The organism is Pseudomonas sp. Root401, assembly GCF_001425105.1.
Lineage (GTDB): Bacteria > Pseudomonadota > Gammaproteobacteria > Pseudomonadales > Pseudomonadaceae > Aquipseudomonas > Aquipseudomonas brassicacearum.
This window is the reverse complement of sequence record NZ_LMDO01000064.1, coordinates 336,071-353,202: the sequence shown is the minus strand read 5'-3', so window position 1 is coordinate 353,202 and position 17,132 is coordinate 336,071. Positions and strand designations below refer to the sequence as shown.

12 protein-coding genes are annotated in these 17,132 nt (G+C 60.7%); 5 read left to right on the top strand and 7 right to left on the bottom strand.

Features of this window, described 5'->3' with window-relative positions:
- Positions 1 to 71: 71 nt before the first annotated feature.
- A complete protein-coding gene (uvrA, locus tag ASC85_RS28775) occupies positions 72 to 2,906 on the bottom strand; it encodes an excinuclease ABC subunit UvrA (protein WP_057452333.1) in 2,835 nt (944 codons plus the stop codon).
- A 179-nt stretch (positions 2,907 to 3,085) separates the two neighbouring features.
- On the opposite strand from uvrA, the gene ASC85_RS28770 reads away from it, so the two are divergent.
- The gene (locus tag ASC85_RS28770; RefSeq protein ID WP_057452332.1) at positions 3,086 to 4,483 is read left to right on the top strand and encodes an MFS transporter; all 1,398 of its coding nucleotides are present in this window, start codon (positions 3,086 to 3,088) and stop codon (positions 4,481 to 4,483) included.
- Between the two features lie 9 nt (positions 4,484 to 4,492).
- Positions 4,493 to 5,014 carry a single-stranded DNA-binding protein gene (locus ASC85_RS28765; protein ID WP_003206078.1) on the top strand — a complete coding sequence of 174 codons (522 nt, stop codon included), beginning with the start codon at positions 4,493 to 4,495 and terminating at the stop codon, positions 5,012 to 5,014.
- Between the two features lie 152 nt (positions 5,015 to 5,166).
- On the opposite strand, the gene ASC85_RS28760 is transcribed toward ASC85_RS28765, so the two are convergent.
- The 3 genes from ASC85_RS28760 to ASC85_RS28750 all read right to left on the bottom strand — a co-directional run bounded on the left by ASC85_RS28760 (position 5,167) and on the right by ASC85_RS28750 (position 8,397).
- On the bottom strand, positions 5,167 to 5,568 hold the full coding sequence (locus ASC85_RS28760; protein WP_053188677.1) for a hypothetical protein: 402 nt from the start codon (positions 5,566 to 5,568) through the stop codon (positions 5,167 to 5,169).
- Positions 5,555 to 5,968, bottom strand: coding sequence for a hypothetical protein (locus tag ASC85_RS28755; RefSeq protein ID WP_236712421.1), 414 nt, complete (start codon positions 5,966 to 5,968; stop codon positions 5,555 to 5,557). The genes ASC85_RS28760 and ASC85_RS28755 overlap by 14 nt, the downstream gene beginning before the upstream one ends.
- A 116-nt stretch (positions 5,969 to 6,084) precedes the next feature.
- Complete coding sequence (locus tag ASC85_RS28750; RefSeq protein ID WP_236712420.1) at positions 6,085 to 8,397, bottom strand: TonB-dependent siderophore receptor; 2,313 nt, start codon at positions 8,395 to 8,397, stop codon at positions 6,085 to 6,087.
- A 349-nt stretch (positions 8,398 to 8,746) separates the two neighbouring features.
- Between ASC85_RS28750 and ASC85_RS28745 the strand changes: the two genes are divergently transcribed.
- Complete coding sequence (locus ASC85_RS28745; RefSeq protein ID WP_057452331.1) at positions 8,747 to 9,163, top strand: biotin/lipoyl-binding protein; 417 nt, start codon at positions 8,747 to 8,749, stop codon at positions 9,161 to 9,163.
- Positions 9,115 to 9,291, top strand: a complete 177-nt coding sequence (locus ASC85_RS31920; RefSeq protein WP_236712419.1) for a TolC family protein — start codon at positions 9,115 to 9,117, stop codon at positions 9,289 to 9,291. Before ASC85_RS28745 ends, ASC85_RS31920 begins: the two co-directional genes overlap by 49 nt.
- 396 nt (positions 9,292 to 9,687) lie before the next feature.
- Here the strand turns inward: ASC85_RS31920 and ASC85_RS28740 are convergent, their stop codons facing one another.
- The 3 genes from ASC85_RS28740 to ASC85_RS28730 form a co-directional block, all read right to left on the bottom strand.
- A complete protein-coding gene (locus ASC85_RS28740; RefSeq protein ID WP_057452330.1) occupies positions 9,688 to 10,539 on the bottom strand; it encodes an AraC family transcriptional regulator in 852 nt (283 codons plus the stop codon).
- Positions 10,540 to 10,670: 131 nt separating this feature from the next.
- A complete protein-coding gene (locus tag ASC85_RS28735; protein ID WP_057452329.1) occupies positions 10,671 to 11,525 on the bottom strand; it encodes a hypothetical protein in 855 nt (284 codons plus the stop codon).
- A 91-nt stretch (positions 11,526 to 11,616) separates the two neighbouring features.
- A complete protein-coding gene (locus ASC85_RS28730) occupies positions 11,617 to 13,542 on the bottom strand; it encodes an MAC/perforin domain-containing protein (protein ID WP_057452328.1) in 1,926 nt (641 codons plus the stop codon).
- 211 nt (positions 13,543 to 13,753) lie between these two features.
- On the opposite strand from ASC85_RS28730, the gene ASC85_RS28725 reads away from it, so the two are divergent.
- On the top strand, positions 13,754 to 17,053 hold the full coding sequence (locus ASC85_RS28725) for an ATP-binding protein (RefSeq protein ID WP_057452327.1): 3,300 nt from the start codon (positions 13,754 to 13,756) through the stop codon (positions 17,051 to 17,053).
- Positions 17,054 to 17,132 lie beyond the last annotated feature (79 nt).

Below are 17,132 nucleotides of genomic sequence, written 5' to 3'. Positions count from 1 at the left end.
CGCAGAGCGTGGGAACGATCAAGCCCCTGTCATTGATGAGATGACAGGGGCTTTTTCGTGCTCGGGTGAAATCAGTCCCGATCACGTTCCAGCAGCGGCTTGAGGTAGTAGCCGGTGTAGGACTGCTTCATCTCGGCCACTTGTTCCGGCGTCCCTACGGCGATGATCTGGCCACCCTTGGAACCGCCTTCCGGCCCCAGGTCCACCAGCCAGTCAGCGGTCTTGATCACGTCCAGGTTGTGTTCGATCACCACCACGGTGTTGCCGTGGTCGCGAAGGCGGTGCAGCACGTCGAGCAATTGCTGGATATCGGCGAAGTGCAGACCTGTGGTCGGCTCGTCGAGGATATACAGGGTCTTGCCGGTGTCGCGCTTGGACAACTCGCGGGACAACTTGACCCGCTGGGCTTCACCGCCGGACAACGTCGTTGCTGACTGCCCCAGCTTGATATACGACAGGCCGACATCCATCAGCGTCTGGAGCTTGCGCGCCAGGGCCGGCACCGCGTCGAAGAACACCCGGGCCTCCTCGATGGTCATCTCGAGGGTTTCGTGGATGTTCTTGCCCTTGTACTTGATCTCCAGGGTTTCGCGGTTGTAGCGCTTGCTCTTGCACACATCGCACGGCACGTAGATGTCTGGCAGGAAGTGCATTTCCACCTTGATCAGGCCATCGCCCTGGCAGGCTTCGCAGCGCCCGCCCTTGACGTTGAACGAGAAACGCCCCGGGCCGTAGCCCCGTGAACGGGACTCCGGCACGCCGGCGAACAGTTCGCGGATCGGCGTAAACAGCCCGGTATAGGTCGCCGGGTTGGAGCGCGGGGTACGGCCAATCGGGCTCTGGTCGATGTCGACCACCTTGTCCAGGTGCTCCAGGCCCTTGATGCTGTCGTGGGCGGCCGCTTCCAGGGTGGTGGCGCCGTTCAGGGCCGTGGCGCTGAGGGGGAACAGGGTGTTGTTGATCAGCGTCGACTTGCCGGAGCCGGACACGCCGGTAACGCAGGTCAGCAGGCCGATCGGGATTTCCAGGTCGACGTTGCGCAAGTTGTTGCCGCGAGCACCCTTGAGGGTCAGCGATAACTTTTTGTTGCGCGGCGTACGTTTGGCCGGGACCTTGATCTTGACCCGACCCGACAGGTATTTGCCCGTCAGCGAGTCAGGGTGCGCCATGACTTCGGCGGCGGTGCCCTGGGCGACGATATGCCCGCCATGCACGCCCGCGCCCGGGCCGATGTCGACCACGTAGTCGGCCAGGCGGATGGCGTCCTCGTCGTGCTCGACCACGATCACCGTGTTGCCGATGTCCCGCAGGTGCTTCAGGGTCCCGAGCAACCGATCGTTATCCCGTTGGTGCAGGCCGATGGATGGCTCGTCGAGGATGTACATCACCCCCACCAGGCCGGCGCCGATCTGGCTGGCGAGGCGGATACGCTGGGCTTCGCCGCCGGACAAGGTGTCGGCGCTGCGGTCGAGGGTCAGGTAGTCCAGGCCGACGTTCACCAGGAACTGCAGGCGTTCGCGGATTTCCTTGAGGATCTTGTCGGCGATTTCGCCCCGACGACCGGTGAGCTTCAAGCCGCCGAAATACTCGGTGGCGTCGCCAATCGGCAGGTTGGTCACCGCCGGCAGCGTCTTCTCGCCAACCCACACGTGCCGCGCTTCGCGACGCAGACGGGTGCCACGGCAATCCGGGCACGGCTGGGTGCTGAGGAACTTGGCCAGTTCTTCGCGCACGCTGGCCGACTCTGTCTCGCGGTAGCGTCGCTCCAGGTTCGGCACGATGCCTTCGAACGGGTGGGAGCGCTTGACGATATCGCCGCGGTCGTTGAGGTATTTGAAGTCGACATTCTGCGAGCCGCTGCCCTGCAGGATGAATTTCTGCTGCTCGGCGGGCAACTCGTTGAACGGCTTGTCCAGGCTGAACTTGTAATGGGCCGCCAGCGAACCGAGCATCTGGAAGTAATAGACGTTGCGCCTGTCCCAGCCGCGAATCGCGCCTTCGGCCAGGGTCAGCTCGCCATTGACCAGCCGCTTGGTGTCGAAGAACTGTTTGACCCCCAGGCCGTCGCAGGTCGGGCAGGCGCCAGCCGGGTTGTTGAAGGAGAACAGCTTGGGTTCCAGCTCGCTGATGGCGTGGCCGCAGATCGGGCAGGCGAAGCGCGCGGAGAAAATGATCTCCTCGCCAGGCTCGTCGTCCATCGGTGCGACCAGGGCGATGCCGTCGGCCAGTTTAAGCGCCGTCTCGAAAGACTCGGCCAGCCGCTGTTGCAGATCGGCCCGGACCTTGAAGCGGTCGACTACTACATCGATCGAATGCTTCTTCTGTTTATCCAGCTTCGGCAGTTCGTCGAGTTCGCACAGCTTGCCGTTGACCCGGGCCCGCACGAAGCCCTGGGCGCGCAGTTCTTCGAAAACCATCAGGTGTTCGCCCTTGCGCTCGCGAATCACTGGCGCCAGCAGCATCAGCTTGCTGCCTTCCGGCTGGGCCAGCACCAGGTCGACCATCTGGCTGACGGTCTGGGCTTCCAGGGGAATGTCGTGATCGGGGCAACGGGGAATACCGACCCGCGCATACAGCAAGCGCAGGTAGTCGTAGATCTCGGTGATGGTGCCGACCGTCGACCGGGGGTTATGGGAGGTCGACTTCTGTTCGATGGAAATGGCCGGCGACAGGCCTTCGATGGTGTCGACGTCGGGTTTTTCCATCATCGACAGGAACTGCCGGGCGTAGGCCGACAGCGATTCGACATAGCGTCGCTGGCCTTCAGCGTACAACGTGTCGAAGGCCAGGGATGACTTGCCGGATCCGGACAGGCCGGTGATGACGATCAGCTTGTCCCGTGGCAGGGTCAGGTCGATGTTCTTCAGGTTGTGGGTACGGGCCCCACGAATCAGGATCTTGTCCAAAGTGGCCTCGCTCGGCGGGCGTCGAAAACGTAGGAGTATACGGGCAAATACTGGATGGATGCACACTATCGAAGGCGCGATTGCGGCCATACATGAAGACTGCGCGGCAAACGGTCGCCATATACCCTCTCAATCGATGGGACTGGTAGAATCGCCGCCGGTTCACATGAGGTTTTTCCATGCAAGATCCCCACAGCGAACGCATGAGTAGTGGCGAGACACGCGCAGCAAGCGGTCTGGCCCTAGTGTTCGCCTTCCGTATGCTGGGCATGTTCATGGTGTTGCCGGTGCTGGCGACCTATGGCATGGACCTGGCTGGCGCGACCCCGGCCCTCATCGGGTTGGCGATTGGCGCTTATGGCCTGACCCAGGCGATCTTCCAGATCCCGTTCGGGGTCATTTCCGACCGCATCGGCCGGCGTCCGGTCATCTACCTGGGGCTGATCGTCTTCGCCCTTGGCAGTGTGCTGGCGGCCAATGCCGACTCGATCTGGGGCGTGATCGCCGGACGCATCCTACAGGGCGCCGGGGCTATTTCCGCGGCTGTCATGGCGCTGCTGTCAGACTTGACCCGCGAACAGCATCGGACCAAGGCCATGGCCATGATCGGCATGACCATTGGTCTGTCGTTCGCCGTGGCCATGGTGGTAGGTCCCTTGCTGACCCGCGCCTTTGGCTTGTCCGGCCTGTTCCTGGCAACCGGCGCCATGGCGCTGGTGGGGATCCTGATCGTGGCGTTCATGGTGCCGCACGCCACCGGGCCGTTGCAGCACCGGGAATCCGGCGTGGCGCGCCAGGCGCTGATCCCGACGCTCAAGCACCCGGACCTGTTGCGCCTGGACCTGGGCATTTTCGTGCTCCACGCCATGCTGATGTCCAGCTTCGTGGCCCTGCCGCTGGCGCTGGTCGAGAAGGCTGGCCTGCCCAAGGAACAGCACTGGTGGGTCTACCTCACCGCGCTGCTGATTTCGTTCTTCGCCATGATTCCGTTCATCATCTATGGCGAGAAACGACGCAAAATGAAACGAGTTTTGCTCGGCGCCGTCATGACGCTGATGCTCACTGAGCTATTCTTCTGGCAGTTCGGCGATAGCTTGCGGGCGCTGGTGATCGGCACGGTGGTGTTCTTTACCGCGTTCAATCTGCTGGAAGCATCGCTGCCGTCGTTGATCAGCAAGGTTTCACCGGCGGGCGGCAAGGGCACGGCGATGGGGGTCTATTCCACCAGTCAGTTCCTGGGCTCGGCGTTGGGCGGGATCCTCGGCGGCTGGCTGTTCCAGCATGGCGGTTTGTCGGTTGTGTTCCTGGGATGCGCCGCGCTGGCTGCACTTTGGTTAGCCTTTGCTGTTACCATGCGCGAACCTCCCTATGTGACGAGCCTGCGCTTGCCCTTATCGCCCGAGGCGATTCGTGAGGCTGGCCTGACCGAGCGTCTGAAGGCCGTCGTTGGAGTAACCGATGCAGTGGTGGTCGCCGACGAGGCGGCCGTGTATATCAAACTCGACACCGAATTATTGGATCGCGCGACGCTCGAGCGCCTGGTGAACAACCCGGCCCCGACTACGTGCGAAGCCTAGGAGAACGTTATGGCCCGTGGGGTTAACAAAGTCATATTGGTCGGTACTTGCGGCCAGGATCCCGAAGTTCGCTACCTGCCGAACGGCAACGCCGTGACCAACCTGAGTCTGGCGACCAGCGAACAGTGGACCGACAAGCAGACCGGCCAGAAGGTCGAGAAGACCGAATGGCACCGCGTGTCGATGTTCGGCAAGGTGGCTGAGATCGCCGGTGAATACCTGCGCAAGGGTTCGCAGGTATATATCGAAGGCAAGCTGCAGACTCGCGAGTGGGAAAAAGACGGCATCAAGCGCTACACCACCGAAATCGTGGTCGACATGCAAGGCACCATGCAACTGCTGGGCGGCCGTCCACAGGGCGACCAGCAGCAAGGTGGCAACAACTACCAGCAGTCGGCTCCAGCCCCGCGTCAGCAGGCGCCTCGTCCGCAGTCGGCGCCACAGCCACAACGCGAACGCCCGGCCCCACAACAGGCCGCGCCGCAACCGGCTCCGGATTTCGACAGTTTTGATGACGATATTCCGTTCTGAAGTGTAGTTTTTTCAGAGCCGTAAATATTAAAAGCGAAGCCATTGATTTGGCTTCGCTTTTTTATTGTTTACAGTTTTTTGTGGAGTCAGAAGCGCTTATCTTTCGAAGGTGTAAACAAATGACACGGGAGATCGGACGCCCGCGCGGGTCATTATCTGGATGACTTTCCGTCCTTTTGGAGGAGATCTCTAGCCATCTCTATTGCTTCTTCACGTGAAGCGGCAAGAAGTAGAGGGTAGCCCCAGAACTTGGCAAAAAGGACCGCGAATGCCTTGTAACCCAAGCGTTTAGCCTGGTTGGATTCGATCTGGATCATTGCCAGAACCAGCTTTCGCAATTCCACTTTGTGTTTCTTCATCCAGAGCGCGGTGCGCTTCTTGTCTTCTGGTGTGTGGTCGTGGTCTTCGGCGGGTGCGGTGTCGCTCAAGATTACGAAGGGCTCGCCGCGCCGCAAATTCGCCTCGAATTCCTCGAAGTCCTTCTGGTGATCATGTCCGGGTTCTTGCGTAAGATTCATCCAGACCAAAGGGAAGTCAGAACTATTCATCGACATCGCTGTTTCCTTTGTTTTTGATACCACGCCAGGTAGTCGCAATAGCGAACACGCCGGGCAATGTAATGAAGAACACTGCTGAAAAGGTGATGTGCCAACCGTCGCGTAACCCGTCGGAGATTCCTCCGAGGGTATTGAGGACGACAAGCAGGCTGCCGAGGACAAACGCAACCCACTGAGCCTTACGGGTGCCTATCAGCGCGAGAAGCACCGTGACGATCCAAGACCCATAGAAAGCGGAAAACATCCACAGTACTCCGGGCTCAAACGTAATCGCCGGTGTCGCTCCGTGCGCTCTCACAAAATCGTTTACGTAGAAAAATAACTGAAAGGTGACAAAAAGTACGGCACCAGCGGCTGTCGTCAGCCAGAACAAGGCCACTTTGTTTGCATTGTTCATGGCCGTGTCTTGGGCGGGGTTTAGCGTAGGCTTAATGGGCATAAGAGCTTTCTCGATAATCAATAGATGTTGCATGTCTGCGATTTACAACGGGTGAAATGTTCGCCTGCGGGAAATCAATACCTATAGTCCAGTGTCACCATCAAGTTGCGTGGTGCGCCATAACCTACAGTGTCAAAATCTCCCTTCTCCAACGCGTACTTCTTGTCGAGCACATTGTTGACGTTGACCGCCGCAGTGATCTGCTTCGTGATGGCGTAGCGCCCCAACAGTGATACCAGCGCATAAGAACCTTGTTCCCCACCCAGCGAACTGGTGCCTGTGTTGGCCGCCTGGTAGAAGCGGCTTTGCCATTTGACGCCTCCGCCTAGCGTCAACTTGCTCCAGTCTCCGGGCAACTGGTAGGTGCTGAAAAGCTGGGCAGTGGTGCGTGGTATTTGCGAATTCAAGCGGACGCCATCGCCATCTTGTGCCGTGAAATGGGCGATGCCTGAATAGATGTTCCAGCCACGCGCCAGCTCGCCCTGCAAGTCCAACTCGATCCCGCGCGACTTCGTCCCATCCGAGCCCGTATAGGCTTGGGCACCACTTGGCGTACGGGTTCCTGCGACCATCTGTGCAGCGTTGTCCAACTCGGTCTGGAACAAGGCCACCGACGCATTCAGACGCCCGTCCATGTAAGCGCCTTTGAGGCCGATTTCCTTGGTTTTTCCCTTTGTCGGCGTGAGCACGTTGCCCTTGCTGTCGCGATAGTCGGTTTGCGGATTGAATATGCCCGTGTAGCTCACGTAGGCCGAATAGGTCTTGTCGATGTCGTAGATCAAGCCGGCATACGGGGTGAATTCACTGCTCTTCTTGTAGTGCAACGACGAGGCGCCGACGGCGTCGTCGATTTCGTAGTTGCTGAAGCGGCCGCCGACAATGAGTTTCAGAGGATCGGCCAGCGAGAACCGGGCTGCGCTATAGACACCGCTCTGTTTGATCAGGGTGCGGGTCGGTATCGAAGCCAAGGCATCGAAGTCGGGCCGGGGAAAGGCTGGGCTCAATGCATAGACGTTGACCGGCGTAAAGCCTGCATAGAACGGAGCGATAGCTTCCTGGCTGGAGGTGCGGCGCGAACTCGTCGCCCCCACCACCAAGTCATGCTGGCGGCCGAGCAGTTCGAAGGGGCCGCTCGCCATCACGTCGAAGGTGTTTTGACGACTGCTACCTTCGGACGCCAGTGCCACCGGGAGAGCCCCGTTAGGAAAGGAGCCCAGTCCCGTGGCGCGATCGGGGCGGCCGACCAGGCCGAGCAGTTCGGCATCGAATTCCGTGCGGTATTGATTAGCGACGGTCCGGAGATTCCAGTCGTTGTCAAAGCGGTGCTCGATCTCGGCAAACGCCGTCTTGAGGGTGTTGTCCCAATGGCTCCATTTCTGCGCGTAGTTCTTGGAGCGTGAATACTCCGCCTGCGTGCCGTCGCTGAACCATAGCGGTAAACCTCCCCAGGTGGAGCCCTTCGGCGTGCTGTCCTGGTAGTCATAGCCCAGACTCACCGTCGTGTCTGGTGTCAGATCTGCCTCGATGATGCCGTAGAACGCCTTCCTCTGCGGTTTGTAGCCATCAATGTACGAGTTTCCTTCCTGGGACGTCCCGACCATGCGGGCGCGGATACGGCCATCCTCGGTCAACGGAGTCGATACGTCGGCCATTTCCCGGTGGGTATCCCAGCTCCCTGCACCGAGCGAGGCGGACGCCGAGAAGTCGCGGGTCGGTCGTTTGCGCACCAGGTTGACGGCGGCCGAGGGATTGCCGGTGCCGGTCAGCAAGCCGGAGGCGCCGCGCACGACCTCGACACGATCGTAGAACGCGGTATCGAGGGAGCTGATGCCGCTCCCGCTGACGATGTCGCCGACGACGGTGGGTATGCCATCGTACTGAACGTTGTTGATCAAGAAACCACGCGAATAGAAACTCGTCCGTTCGCTGTCGGATTGGTACGACGAGACGCCCGTGGTGTTATCCAGCACGCTCTGCACCGAGTTCAGTTGCTGGTCGTCCATGCGTTGGCGGGTGATCACCGTCACCGACTGCGGTGTTTCCCGCAGCGACAGCGGCAGGTGCGTCGCCACCGACGTCTGGCCCGTAGTGTAGGAACCAGTCCCTTCGGTGGTCGCCGTATCCATGCGGCCCGTTACGGTAATGGCCGGCAAGGCTATCTCTTCTTGAGACGTCCCCCCTGCCTTGGTTTGGGTCTGCGCTGACTCGGCGGCGAATGCGCCCTGCGCGCTAATGAAAACCGCCGCCGCGACTGCCGAACCCAGCACAGTGCGAGGCGCGCTCCTGATGGCGCCCTTGTAATGTCTATTCATATGAGGAAGGGCGGTGCGCTCTGTGCGCGGATCGATGGGCCGGCGAGGCTTCGCAGCAGGGGTGAGGGCGGGCATCAACAATACTCATTTGCATTTAGATGCCGTATTTAACATTAGAGACAAAGTGGCGTGATGGCGAAGCCAGGCCAGATTGTTATTCATTTAGGCCAAGCCAGATGATCTTCAACGAAATGGCCTAAATGAAAAATATACTGACCTAGTTTCGCAATGATGCGTCTGGTCGGCGTGTGTACGCTTCGCCCAATGGTGGTTTGCCATGCCTCAGTCCAGGGTTCTTGGCCGACCGAACAAACACTTAGCTCTTACCTAGGAAATCCCTAATGCCTCCACTTTGCCGCGATATGGCGACTATGCGACGCCGGCCGAACGCCCCCTTAACACCGGTTGCCGTTGAGAGGAATGCATGAGTACCGCCGCTTTCCGTGCCAAGCCCATTGCCATCAGCGTTGTTGGCCTGGTCGTGGTCTTCGGCCTGCTGTATGCCTGGCGCACCACCCGTAGTAGTGGCGCTGAACACTACGCCATGCCGCCGATGCCGGTATCAACGATCCGGGCCGAGCCTCGTAGTGTGGCCGAGGACTTGCAGGCTGTCGGAAGCCTGCAAGCCGTGCGAGAAGTGCTGTTGGCTCCCGACACGTCGGGTCGCGTGACAGCCATTCATTTCGAGGCTGGCCAGACTGTGAAGGAGGGCACAACGCTTGTGCAGCTTTTTGACGCCCCCGAACAAGCGGATCGTGCTGCGCTCGTGACCGGGCCGAAGGAGCCTTCCAGTTGGCAAACCAACGATACCGCGCTGGATCGATCAGCTACCTTGATGTGATCGTGGCGCAGTCTAGTTTGATCGACGCGAGGTCGCAGTTGGCTGCTTCCGATCAGCGGGTAGGTTCAGCACGGGTCAGTGTGTTTAAGGCACTTGGTGGCGGCTGGGAGCAGGCCGCGGTGCGGTAGCTTTGACAGTCCCAGCGCGGTGGTGACCCACCATCGCGCTGGGACTGGGGCCAACATGAGCCACGCCGCTTCACGATGCGACAAGCGACTGAGGACTGGTATAGCTAAGGAATGATGATATGGAGCCACACGATGAATCGCCTCGGATCGTTGACCTAATTGCAGCGTTCGGTGGTAAGAAGCTACCGTCAGGCAAACACAAGATGAAGCTCGCTGTGGCAACCAATGCCGAGTCCGGATCGCTGAGGTCGCCTCAGGCGAGGAAGGCTTCGCTCCCGACGAGGAGTCAATCTTCACCATCATAACGACCTGTGCGAAAAGCCGGCGACTTCGCAAGGAAGGACAACTGACGATGGATGCCGGTCGGCGCTCCCGAGCCAAGACAGCCTGATTGAATCAGGGGGAGATTTCATCGGGGAGCATGATGCCGGGAACAGGTGCAAGTTCCGCGCCGCCCATGCGATCCGAGAGATAGCGTGCCGGAGGCTTGCCCACCGCCTTGCGGAACATGGTCACGAACCCACTGGCGTTTTCATACCCCAGCTCCAAGGCCACCGTTTGCACGCTTTCACCCTTGGTCAAACGTTGAAGGGCAAGGATCACATGCAGCTGCCGACGCCAGCGCCCGAAGCTCATTCCAATTTCGTGCAGCAGCAGACGGCTCATGCTTCGCTCGCTCATGCCTATGCGAACAGCCCAATCGGCCTTCGAGGTTTTGTCCGTGGGGTCGGCAAGCATCATTTCCGCGAGGCGGCGCAATCGGGGGGAGCGCGGCATGGGTAGATGCAGGTCCTCTACCGGAGCCTCCACCAATTCATCGAGCAATACGGCAATCAGCCGTTCTTCCCGTCCTCCCAGCGGGTATAACTCAGGAATACCGGCCACCTTCATTAGCAACTCGCGTAGCAATGGCGATACCGAAATCGTGCAGCAGGTTTTCGGAAGATCCGGTGCGGCATCTGGCTCGACGAACAGGCAATAGCATTCCGTTTCCCCTGCCCCTCGCGCCGCGTGAGGCAAATCTCCCGGTATCCATATGGCGCACTGCGGAGGCACGATCCAGACGCCGTCTTCGATTTCGCAGTTGAGGATGCCGCGTAGGGAGTAGATCAGCTGCGCCTTGCGGTGCTGATGCCTCGCATTTTCCCAGTCCTTTGCTACCGATGTGGCACTCAAGGCCATAACGGGGCGCGAGACGCTGTCGACGTCCCTGGGCACAGTCAGATTGCTGATTGCTATGCTCGACATGTTGTGTCGTAGAGCCTCGTGGGGGCAAACCAGGCGTGGCCTGAATGAAAAATATTATGTCCAACTTGCTCAATGACCTCCAGCGTTAATGCAGCCTGGAGCCGTTGTGTCGGTTGGCCGTGCCGTCACCCTCACGGTCGGTAGTTCGCCGGTAATTCATGCCGCGTCGGCGTCTTCTCTTCGTGATAGTGCGGTTTGCCATGGGGGGAGTTCATCAAGGTCGAGTTGGCCAGGATCGTCTCCGTCAGCAAACAGTCCTCGCCTTCCCTGAACCAGCAGGCCAGCGCCGAGTTTCGGTTGCCGTGCATGTCCACGACGGCCGGCCAGTTTTCGACACCATGGGCGTCACTGGGGGCAATGTCGGGGTAATGCTTGGGCGGCAGGACCAATGCATCACCGGGCCGCAGCCACAGGTCCGCCAGATAAATTTCCCTGGCCGCAGGCCGCCAGCGGGCGACGCTGATCACCAGCGGCAAGCGTCCGTAGCGGGAAAAGAACGCGTGGGGGAAGTTGTGGTATTCGAGATCGGTCGGGTTGTAGGTCAGCAGCTCGCGCTGGCGCGCCGGGCCCAGGTAGGGCGATTGGTGGCCGGCCCATTTGCCGTAGGTGTATTGGCCCAGGATCAGTTGGTCGTACTCGAAACGCAGGCATTCGCCGTTGCCGAGCAGGGTCATGCCAAAGGCTTGCGCCGTTTCCCTGGTTGCCCAGATGGGGGCGTAGTGCACTTCGCTGGCGTGGAAGTCGAATGTCTTGATCCAGTAGGAGCCGGTGTTCGTTGGAACCTCACGGTCCCTCCAACTGATGCCGGAGTAGCGAGTGCCCAGGGACAGGGATGGATTCTCGGGGCTGAGCGGGATCAGGTTGCCGCGCACCTGGACACTCGGTTGCGCCAGCCCATGGTCGTTGAACAGATAGGGAAAGCGACGGGGGTCGAGCGCTGTTTCCACGCCGTCGCCGATAAAGGGAACACAGTTGAAGACTTGCATCGGACAGGGACCACGCACGCAAGAGGGCTAGAGGAAATGGCAATCCAAACCTGTGGGAGCGAGCTCCCACAGGGGGGATAACTGCCTGGTATCAACTGTACGGACGATGCTGCTCGCGCAACCAATCCATGCCGTGAGGTTGGCGCCAAGCCCGGACGGCGGCGCGCTTTTCAACCTGGGTCAGGCACAAGGCGTCCATCCAGTAGTAGACCATCAACAGGTGAAACACCTCATCGCCACGCCGGTCCCAAATGACGTCGTCCTGCTGGCGGCCCGGTTCGATGGGCTTGAGCCGGCAGTCGCCCTGATCATGCATACCCTGCAGGCAGGTTCCCGTCTCGTAGTTGATCAGCAGGACCGGGTGGTTGATTTCCGGGTAGGGTTTTTCCAGCTCGGGCATGTACCAGAATTGCCCTGGGTTGGACCTGTCCGGCGTCTGCATGGCGATACGGGTCCGGTTTTGCGGATCGACCGCCAGTGCCGGTTTGTCCCCAGTATTGTTGCGCACGATGTACAGCGCGGTGCGAGGGTCCTGCTCGGTACTTGCCGTCTTGACCAGCTTGACCTTGCCGAACGAGTCGTGGGAAAGCCGAGCCTTGATCTTCACCGTTGGGTTGAGGTCTTTGCCTGCCTGGCCGAAACCGGCAATGAGTCCATCGACACCGGGCACCTCGAAGTCATTCCCTGCCAGCACATAGGTCAGGCCGGACAAGGGGTTGGGTTGCATGTGCTTGGTCAGCGTCTCCCAACGTGCGAGCGACACTTCGCTGGCGCCGTTGGCCAGCAGGGCCTCGCGCATCGCGTACCCCGGGTAGTAGCGTGAGTCGCGCGGCCAGCGTTCAGTGGCCATCAGCAGTTTCTGCCCGCTTTTTTGTCTCAGCAGCAGGGCCAGTCCATCCCAGAACTGTTCAAATTCCGTGGTCGATGCATTCGCGGCGGGTGGGTAGTGGAAACTCTCGCTGGTTTCCTTGCTTTTGTTGTCGACGAACACCATTCGCAAGGCCGGGCCGGTTGCCGTGGCCTTGGGCGTGGTTTGCCGCCCGGAGCGGCCGAGGACCACCACCGATTCCTGCCAATTGGCTTCGATTTCCGCCTTGTAGCTGGTGTACCACTGATAGGCCTGCTCCAGTGCCGTACGGGTCTCGCCTTCCTTGACGAAACGATAGACTGGCGAGATTTTCAACTCCACGACCGTGGGGTCGTCCGGCAGCGATTCACGCCATTTGCCGAACTCCGCGTTGCAGTTGCTGGGGTCCACTGCATTGAACGCGATGGCGTGCGTACCGCCCTGGGTGGTCAGGTTGGCGTTGCGATGGGCGATGTTTTTCTTGACCGTTTCCGAGATCGAGGTGGTCGCGCTACCGCTGACAAAGGCGCCGTATTCGGCCTTGACCATCGCATCGAGGGTGTTGGTCTGGCTGAGGAAGCTCTTGAGTGCGGTCATCGCATAGTTCAGCGAGCCGCCGACGGTCACTTCGCTGACGATATCGGCGCCAAAATCGACGAGGAAGTTGAAAAACGCTGTCGGATTGCCCGGGTCGAAGGCCTTGGGCAGGTCGTCGACACGTTTCTTGAACGCTTCGGTCGCATTGGCCGGATTGACTTCGAAGGTCAGTTTCCATAACCGCACGGTGTGACTGTAGAGCGCGGCTTCGCGTTCTTCGAGCGTCTTGATGTCACTGCCGAAGGTGACTTTGAAACCGGCGGAAAAGGCGCCGTATTTACCGGAGGCTTCGACACTGGTCTGGGTATGTCTTTCGAACTCGTCGCGGGAGGAAAACGTCTCGGTTGAGAAGTTGTCGGTGGCCACGACGGTGGACATGGTGACGTTTTTCCCTACGTTGTAGGCTGTTTTCCGGTACGGCACGGCACGTTTGCCCGACTCGGTATCACCGACCTTCTGACACTCCTTGCTGTCGCCGGCCCAATCGAGCCGGTTCAGTCCACGCCCCAGCAGCTGCGAACCGCCGATGTCGCGCAATTCGTCGCCTGCGTTGCCCTTCAGTCCATCGTTCATCGCCTTTCTCCCATCGCTCAGGTTGTATCAACTGGGTGCCAATTGATGGGAGTGAGTATCGGGAGGGCCGTGATAACCGGACAGTCCAGAGCAGTGTCAGTCCGGTATCAGTTTGGTATCAGGCCAAATGCCATCTTTTCATTAACCCGCAGAGAGGCGCTGGAGTACACTCGGTCGGCTGCCGTTGTCCCAGGGTAGAAGGGTTATCGACATGGACTCCCGACACAGTACCTTTGCTGTCCTGCCCAAGCGTGATGCCTCGATATCCGACGGTCGTGTCCTGCTGGACGCGGTGTCGTTGAAAGGACTGCGCAAACAGCATGGCCTGAGTCAGGAAACCCTGGCCGAGGCCTGCCTGAACCGGCATTTGTGCGTCTCGATCGCCTCCATCAAGCGCGCCGAAACCGGCAAGCCAGTGCTTTATCGCACCGCTCGGCACTTGGCGACGGCCTTCGGGGTCGATGTGAGTGCGCTGCTGGGCGATCCCGCCTCGGCGGCTTTGGTGCACATCCAGCAGACGATGACCGAACTGCACCAGATGGCCTTTGCGCAACAGGCGCAGAAACAGGTCGATGACAGCGTCATTCGATACGTACTTGAACTGTCCTTTCGGATCGATGGGTTGCCAGGGGCGACGTTCATGGATGAAGTCGAGCGCCTGGTGCGTCAGTTCGGTGGCATTCCACTGGGGATGACGCAGGATGTGGTGATCGCCCAATTCGGCTCTCCGCAGGCGTATCGCAGCGATAGCGAACGGGGCCTGCTCTGCGCTTTGGCGCTGAGCCGCGAGCAATTCGTCACGCCAGGGCATGCCTTGGTGCTGCGGCTTGTGCGCCTGAGTGCCGAAGCGGCAGATCCCCACGCTGAGCCTGCTTTGCTCGCGCAAAAGCCGTTGCTGGATCGTCATGGAAATGCGCCGGTGTATGTTGCGCAGAACCTGCTGGAACAACTCGCTGCCCGGTTTGAGTTTTCCGCCTCCGACGATGAGTTTCAGGCCTATCGCAAATGCCTGCGCCCGCGCAGCCTCGACGAAAACGCGCCGCGTCCGTTGGTGGGGCGAGCCATCGAGCTGTTGCAGTTCAAGGCAGTGATCGAGGCCACCCAGGAATGCCAGGACGGGCACGTCGTTTATGTGCGCGGCATGGCGGGTATTGGCAAGACCCGCCTGGTCAGCGAATTTCTCGAAATGGCCCGGCAGCGTGGCTTCGCCTGCCACCGCGGCGATGTGCTGGATTTCGGCATGGACAACAGTCTGTGGCCCCTGGGGCAATTGGTGGCCAGCCTGCTCAACCTCGGTGGGGCGCCGCCCATCAGCGCGTCGCTGTTGGACGTGGCCTTGTCCCGCCTGAAAGTGGCCGCCGAACATCGCATGTTCCTGCAAGTGCTGACTGCTGTGTCGTCTGTGGAGCCGCCCATCTTGTATGGCGCGATGAGCAACCAGGCCCGTACCCAGGGGCTGTTCCAGGCTTTGCTCGACGTGTTGCTGCGCGTCGCAGTGCAACAGCCCTTGGTGATCTGCCTCGAAGACCTGCACTGGGGCGACACCACGCTGTTTACGCTGTTGGGCAAGCTGCTCGATGCCACTGACGAAGCCCCGGTGGTCTGGCTGCTGACGTCCCGTCCCGAAGATGACCCGCTGGGCGGCGAAATTCGTTCGTATTCCTCCAGCCCCATGAGTCTGCTCGACATCGCGCCGATTCGGGCGCGGGAGGCCACGGTCCTGGCGGAGCAATTCATCAATGTCGATCCACATTACCGGGCTGAATGTGTCGCCCGCGCCCAGGGCAATCCGCTGTACCTGACGCAACTGTTGTCGAGCCAGCAAGGTATTTTCCCCGACAGTCTGCGGCATCTGGTCCAGACCCGCTTTGACAACCTGGCCCCCGAGCAGCGTCGCGCCCTGCATTACGCCGCGGTGCTGGGCAATCGTTTCGAGCTGACGCTGTGGCGCCAAGCGCTGGGGCAGCCCGCTTATCTGCCGACGGCGGACATGCGCCAGGGGCTGCTGCGGGAAGTCGAGCCAGGCAGCTATCTGTTTGTCCACGACCTGGTCATGCACTGCCTCTACGACGCGATGCCCACGTTGCTTCGCGAGCAGTTGCACGGTGAGGTGGCGAGCCTCTACCGCGAGCGCGACCGGGTGCTCTATGCCCAGCATTTGCTGCGGGCCAACGATCCGGCGGCGTTCGACGCGTTGTTGGTTGCCATGGGCGAAAAACGCCTGGCCTGCCAGTACGACAGTGTCCTTGCGCTGGCGCGGCAGTGCGCGGCGTTTGCCGAGCGTACGCAGGGCGATTTTTCCTTCGCGTTGCTGTGCGGCCAGGCGTGCTCGGGCCTGGGCCAGACCTTGGAAGCTCGGGCGCATTTCCAGCGGGCCTTGGCATTGGCCGAGCAGCCACAGGATCAGATCGAGGCCGCGCTGGGGCTGGCAGCGGTCCTCAATACCCTCGATTGCCTGGACGAGGAGGAACGCCTGATCGAGGCCATGCTGCCCATCGCCCGGGCCATGCAGGCGCATACGGCGCTGGCCCGGTTGAATCACTTGCACGGGAATATCTATTTTCCACGGGGCGATTACGCCGAGTGTCGCCGGCTCCATGAAGAGGCCTTGTCCTGTGCCCGCATCGGCCGGGATCTGGAGACCGAGGCCAAGGCCTTGAGTGGCATTGGCGACTCCTATTACGCACAAGGGCGCATGCAGACCGCCTACGAGGTGTTCGATCAATGCGTACGCCTGTGCGAACGCAATGGGCTGGTGCACGTGGAGGCGGGCAACCGCAGCGCCCGTGGATCGGCGCAGCTGTACCTGGGCCAGCCGGAGCAGGCCTTGCGTGACGCCATGGAGGCCATCGAATGCAGTACCCGGCTGGGCAATCATCGGGCACAGGTTTTCTCGCGGCTCACGGCGGCCTGGGTGCTGGTGGCGGGCGGCCAGGATGCCCTGGCGGAGCAAGAGCTGACCTGTGCCCTGGCACTGGCGCGCAACCTCGGCGCCAGCCGTTTCGAAGCGATCCTGCTGGAAGGGTTGGCGCGAGTGGCGTTGCGCCAGGGCGAGCGCGGACTGGCGCAGACCTTGATCATGGAGGCGGCGAGCCTGGTGGAGCGTTTCGAGCTGCAGCGCTACATCGGGCCGTGGGTCTACGGCAGCCTGGCGATGATCAGCGACGATGGGCCGCTCAGCCAGCAGGCCTTGGCGACGGGCGAAGCCCAACTGACCCTGGCCTGCCTGGCCCACAACGCTTTGCGCTTTCGCGTGGCCGCCGCTGAAACCTGCCTGTTGGCGGGCAATCCCGAACAGGCGATCTGGCATGGGCAACAGATGGCGGCATTGCCCGAGTCGGCGTCATGCGCCTGGATCACCCATCATGTGCGGTTGATCGACGTGGCGGGACAGTGGCTGCGCAGCGCCGATCAAGCCTGCGGCGAGAAGTTGAAAGGGATGGCGCGCGAAGCGCAGCAGATGGGATTCGTGGCGACGATGCCGAGGTTGCTGCAAGTGCTGGATGTGTGATCGCTTCCAGGCACACCGTTGATGCTTGAGGCAAAACCGCACTTCGCCGACGAAGCGCGGTTTTTTTTACGGTTTTTTC

Coding starts and splice junctions, on each gene's coding strand:
- ASC85_RS28770 (WP_057452332.1), top strand. CDS start 3,086: ATGCAAGATCCCCACAGCGAACGCATGAGTAGTGGCGAGACACGCGCA.
- ASC85_RS28765 (WP_003206078.1), top strand. CDS start 4,493: ATGGCCCGTGGGGTTAACAAAGTCATATTGGTCGGTACTTGCGGCCAG.
- ASC85_RS28760 (WP_053188677.1), bottom strand. CDS start 5,568: ATGTCGATGAATAGTTCTGACTTCCCTTTGGTCTGGATGAATCTTACG.
- ASC85_RS28755 (WP_236712421.1), bottom strand. CDS start 5,968: ATGAACAATGCAAACAAAGTGGCCTTGTTCTGGCTGACGACAGCCGCT.
- ASC85_RS28750 (WP_236712420.1), bottom strand. CDS start 8,397: ATGCCCGCCCTCACCCCTGCTGCGAAGCCTCGCCGGCCCATCGATCCG.
- ASC85_RS28745 (WP_057452331.1), top strand. CDS start 8,747: ATGAGTACCGCCGCTTTCCGTGCCAAGCCCATTGCCATCAGCGTTGTT.
- ASC85_RS28740 (WP_057452330.1), bottom strand. CDS start 10,539: ATGTCGAGCATAGCAATCAGCAATCTGACTGTGCCCAGGGACGTCGAC.
- ASC85_RS28735 (WP_057452329.1), bottom strand. CDS start 11,525: ATGCAAGTCTTCAACTGTGTTCCCTTTATCGGCGACGGCGTGGAAACA.
- ASC85_RS28730 (WP_057452328.1), bottom strand. CDS start 13,542: ATGAACGATGGACTGAAGGGCAACGCAGGCGACGAATTGCGCGACATC.
- ASC85_RS28725 (WP_057452327.1), top strand. CDS start 13,754: ATGGACTCCCGACACAGTACCTTTGCTGTCCTGCCCAAGCGTGATGCC.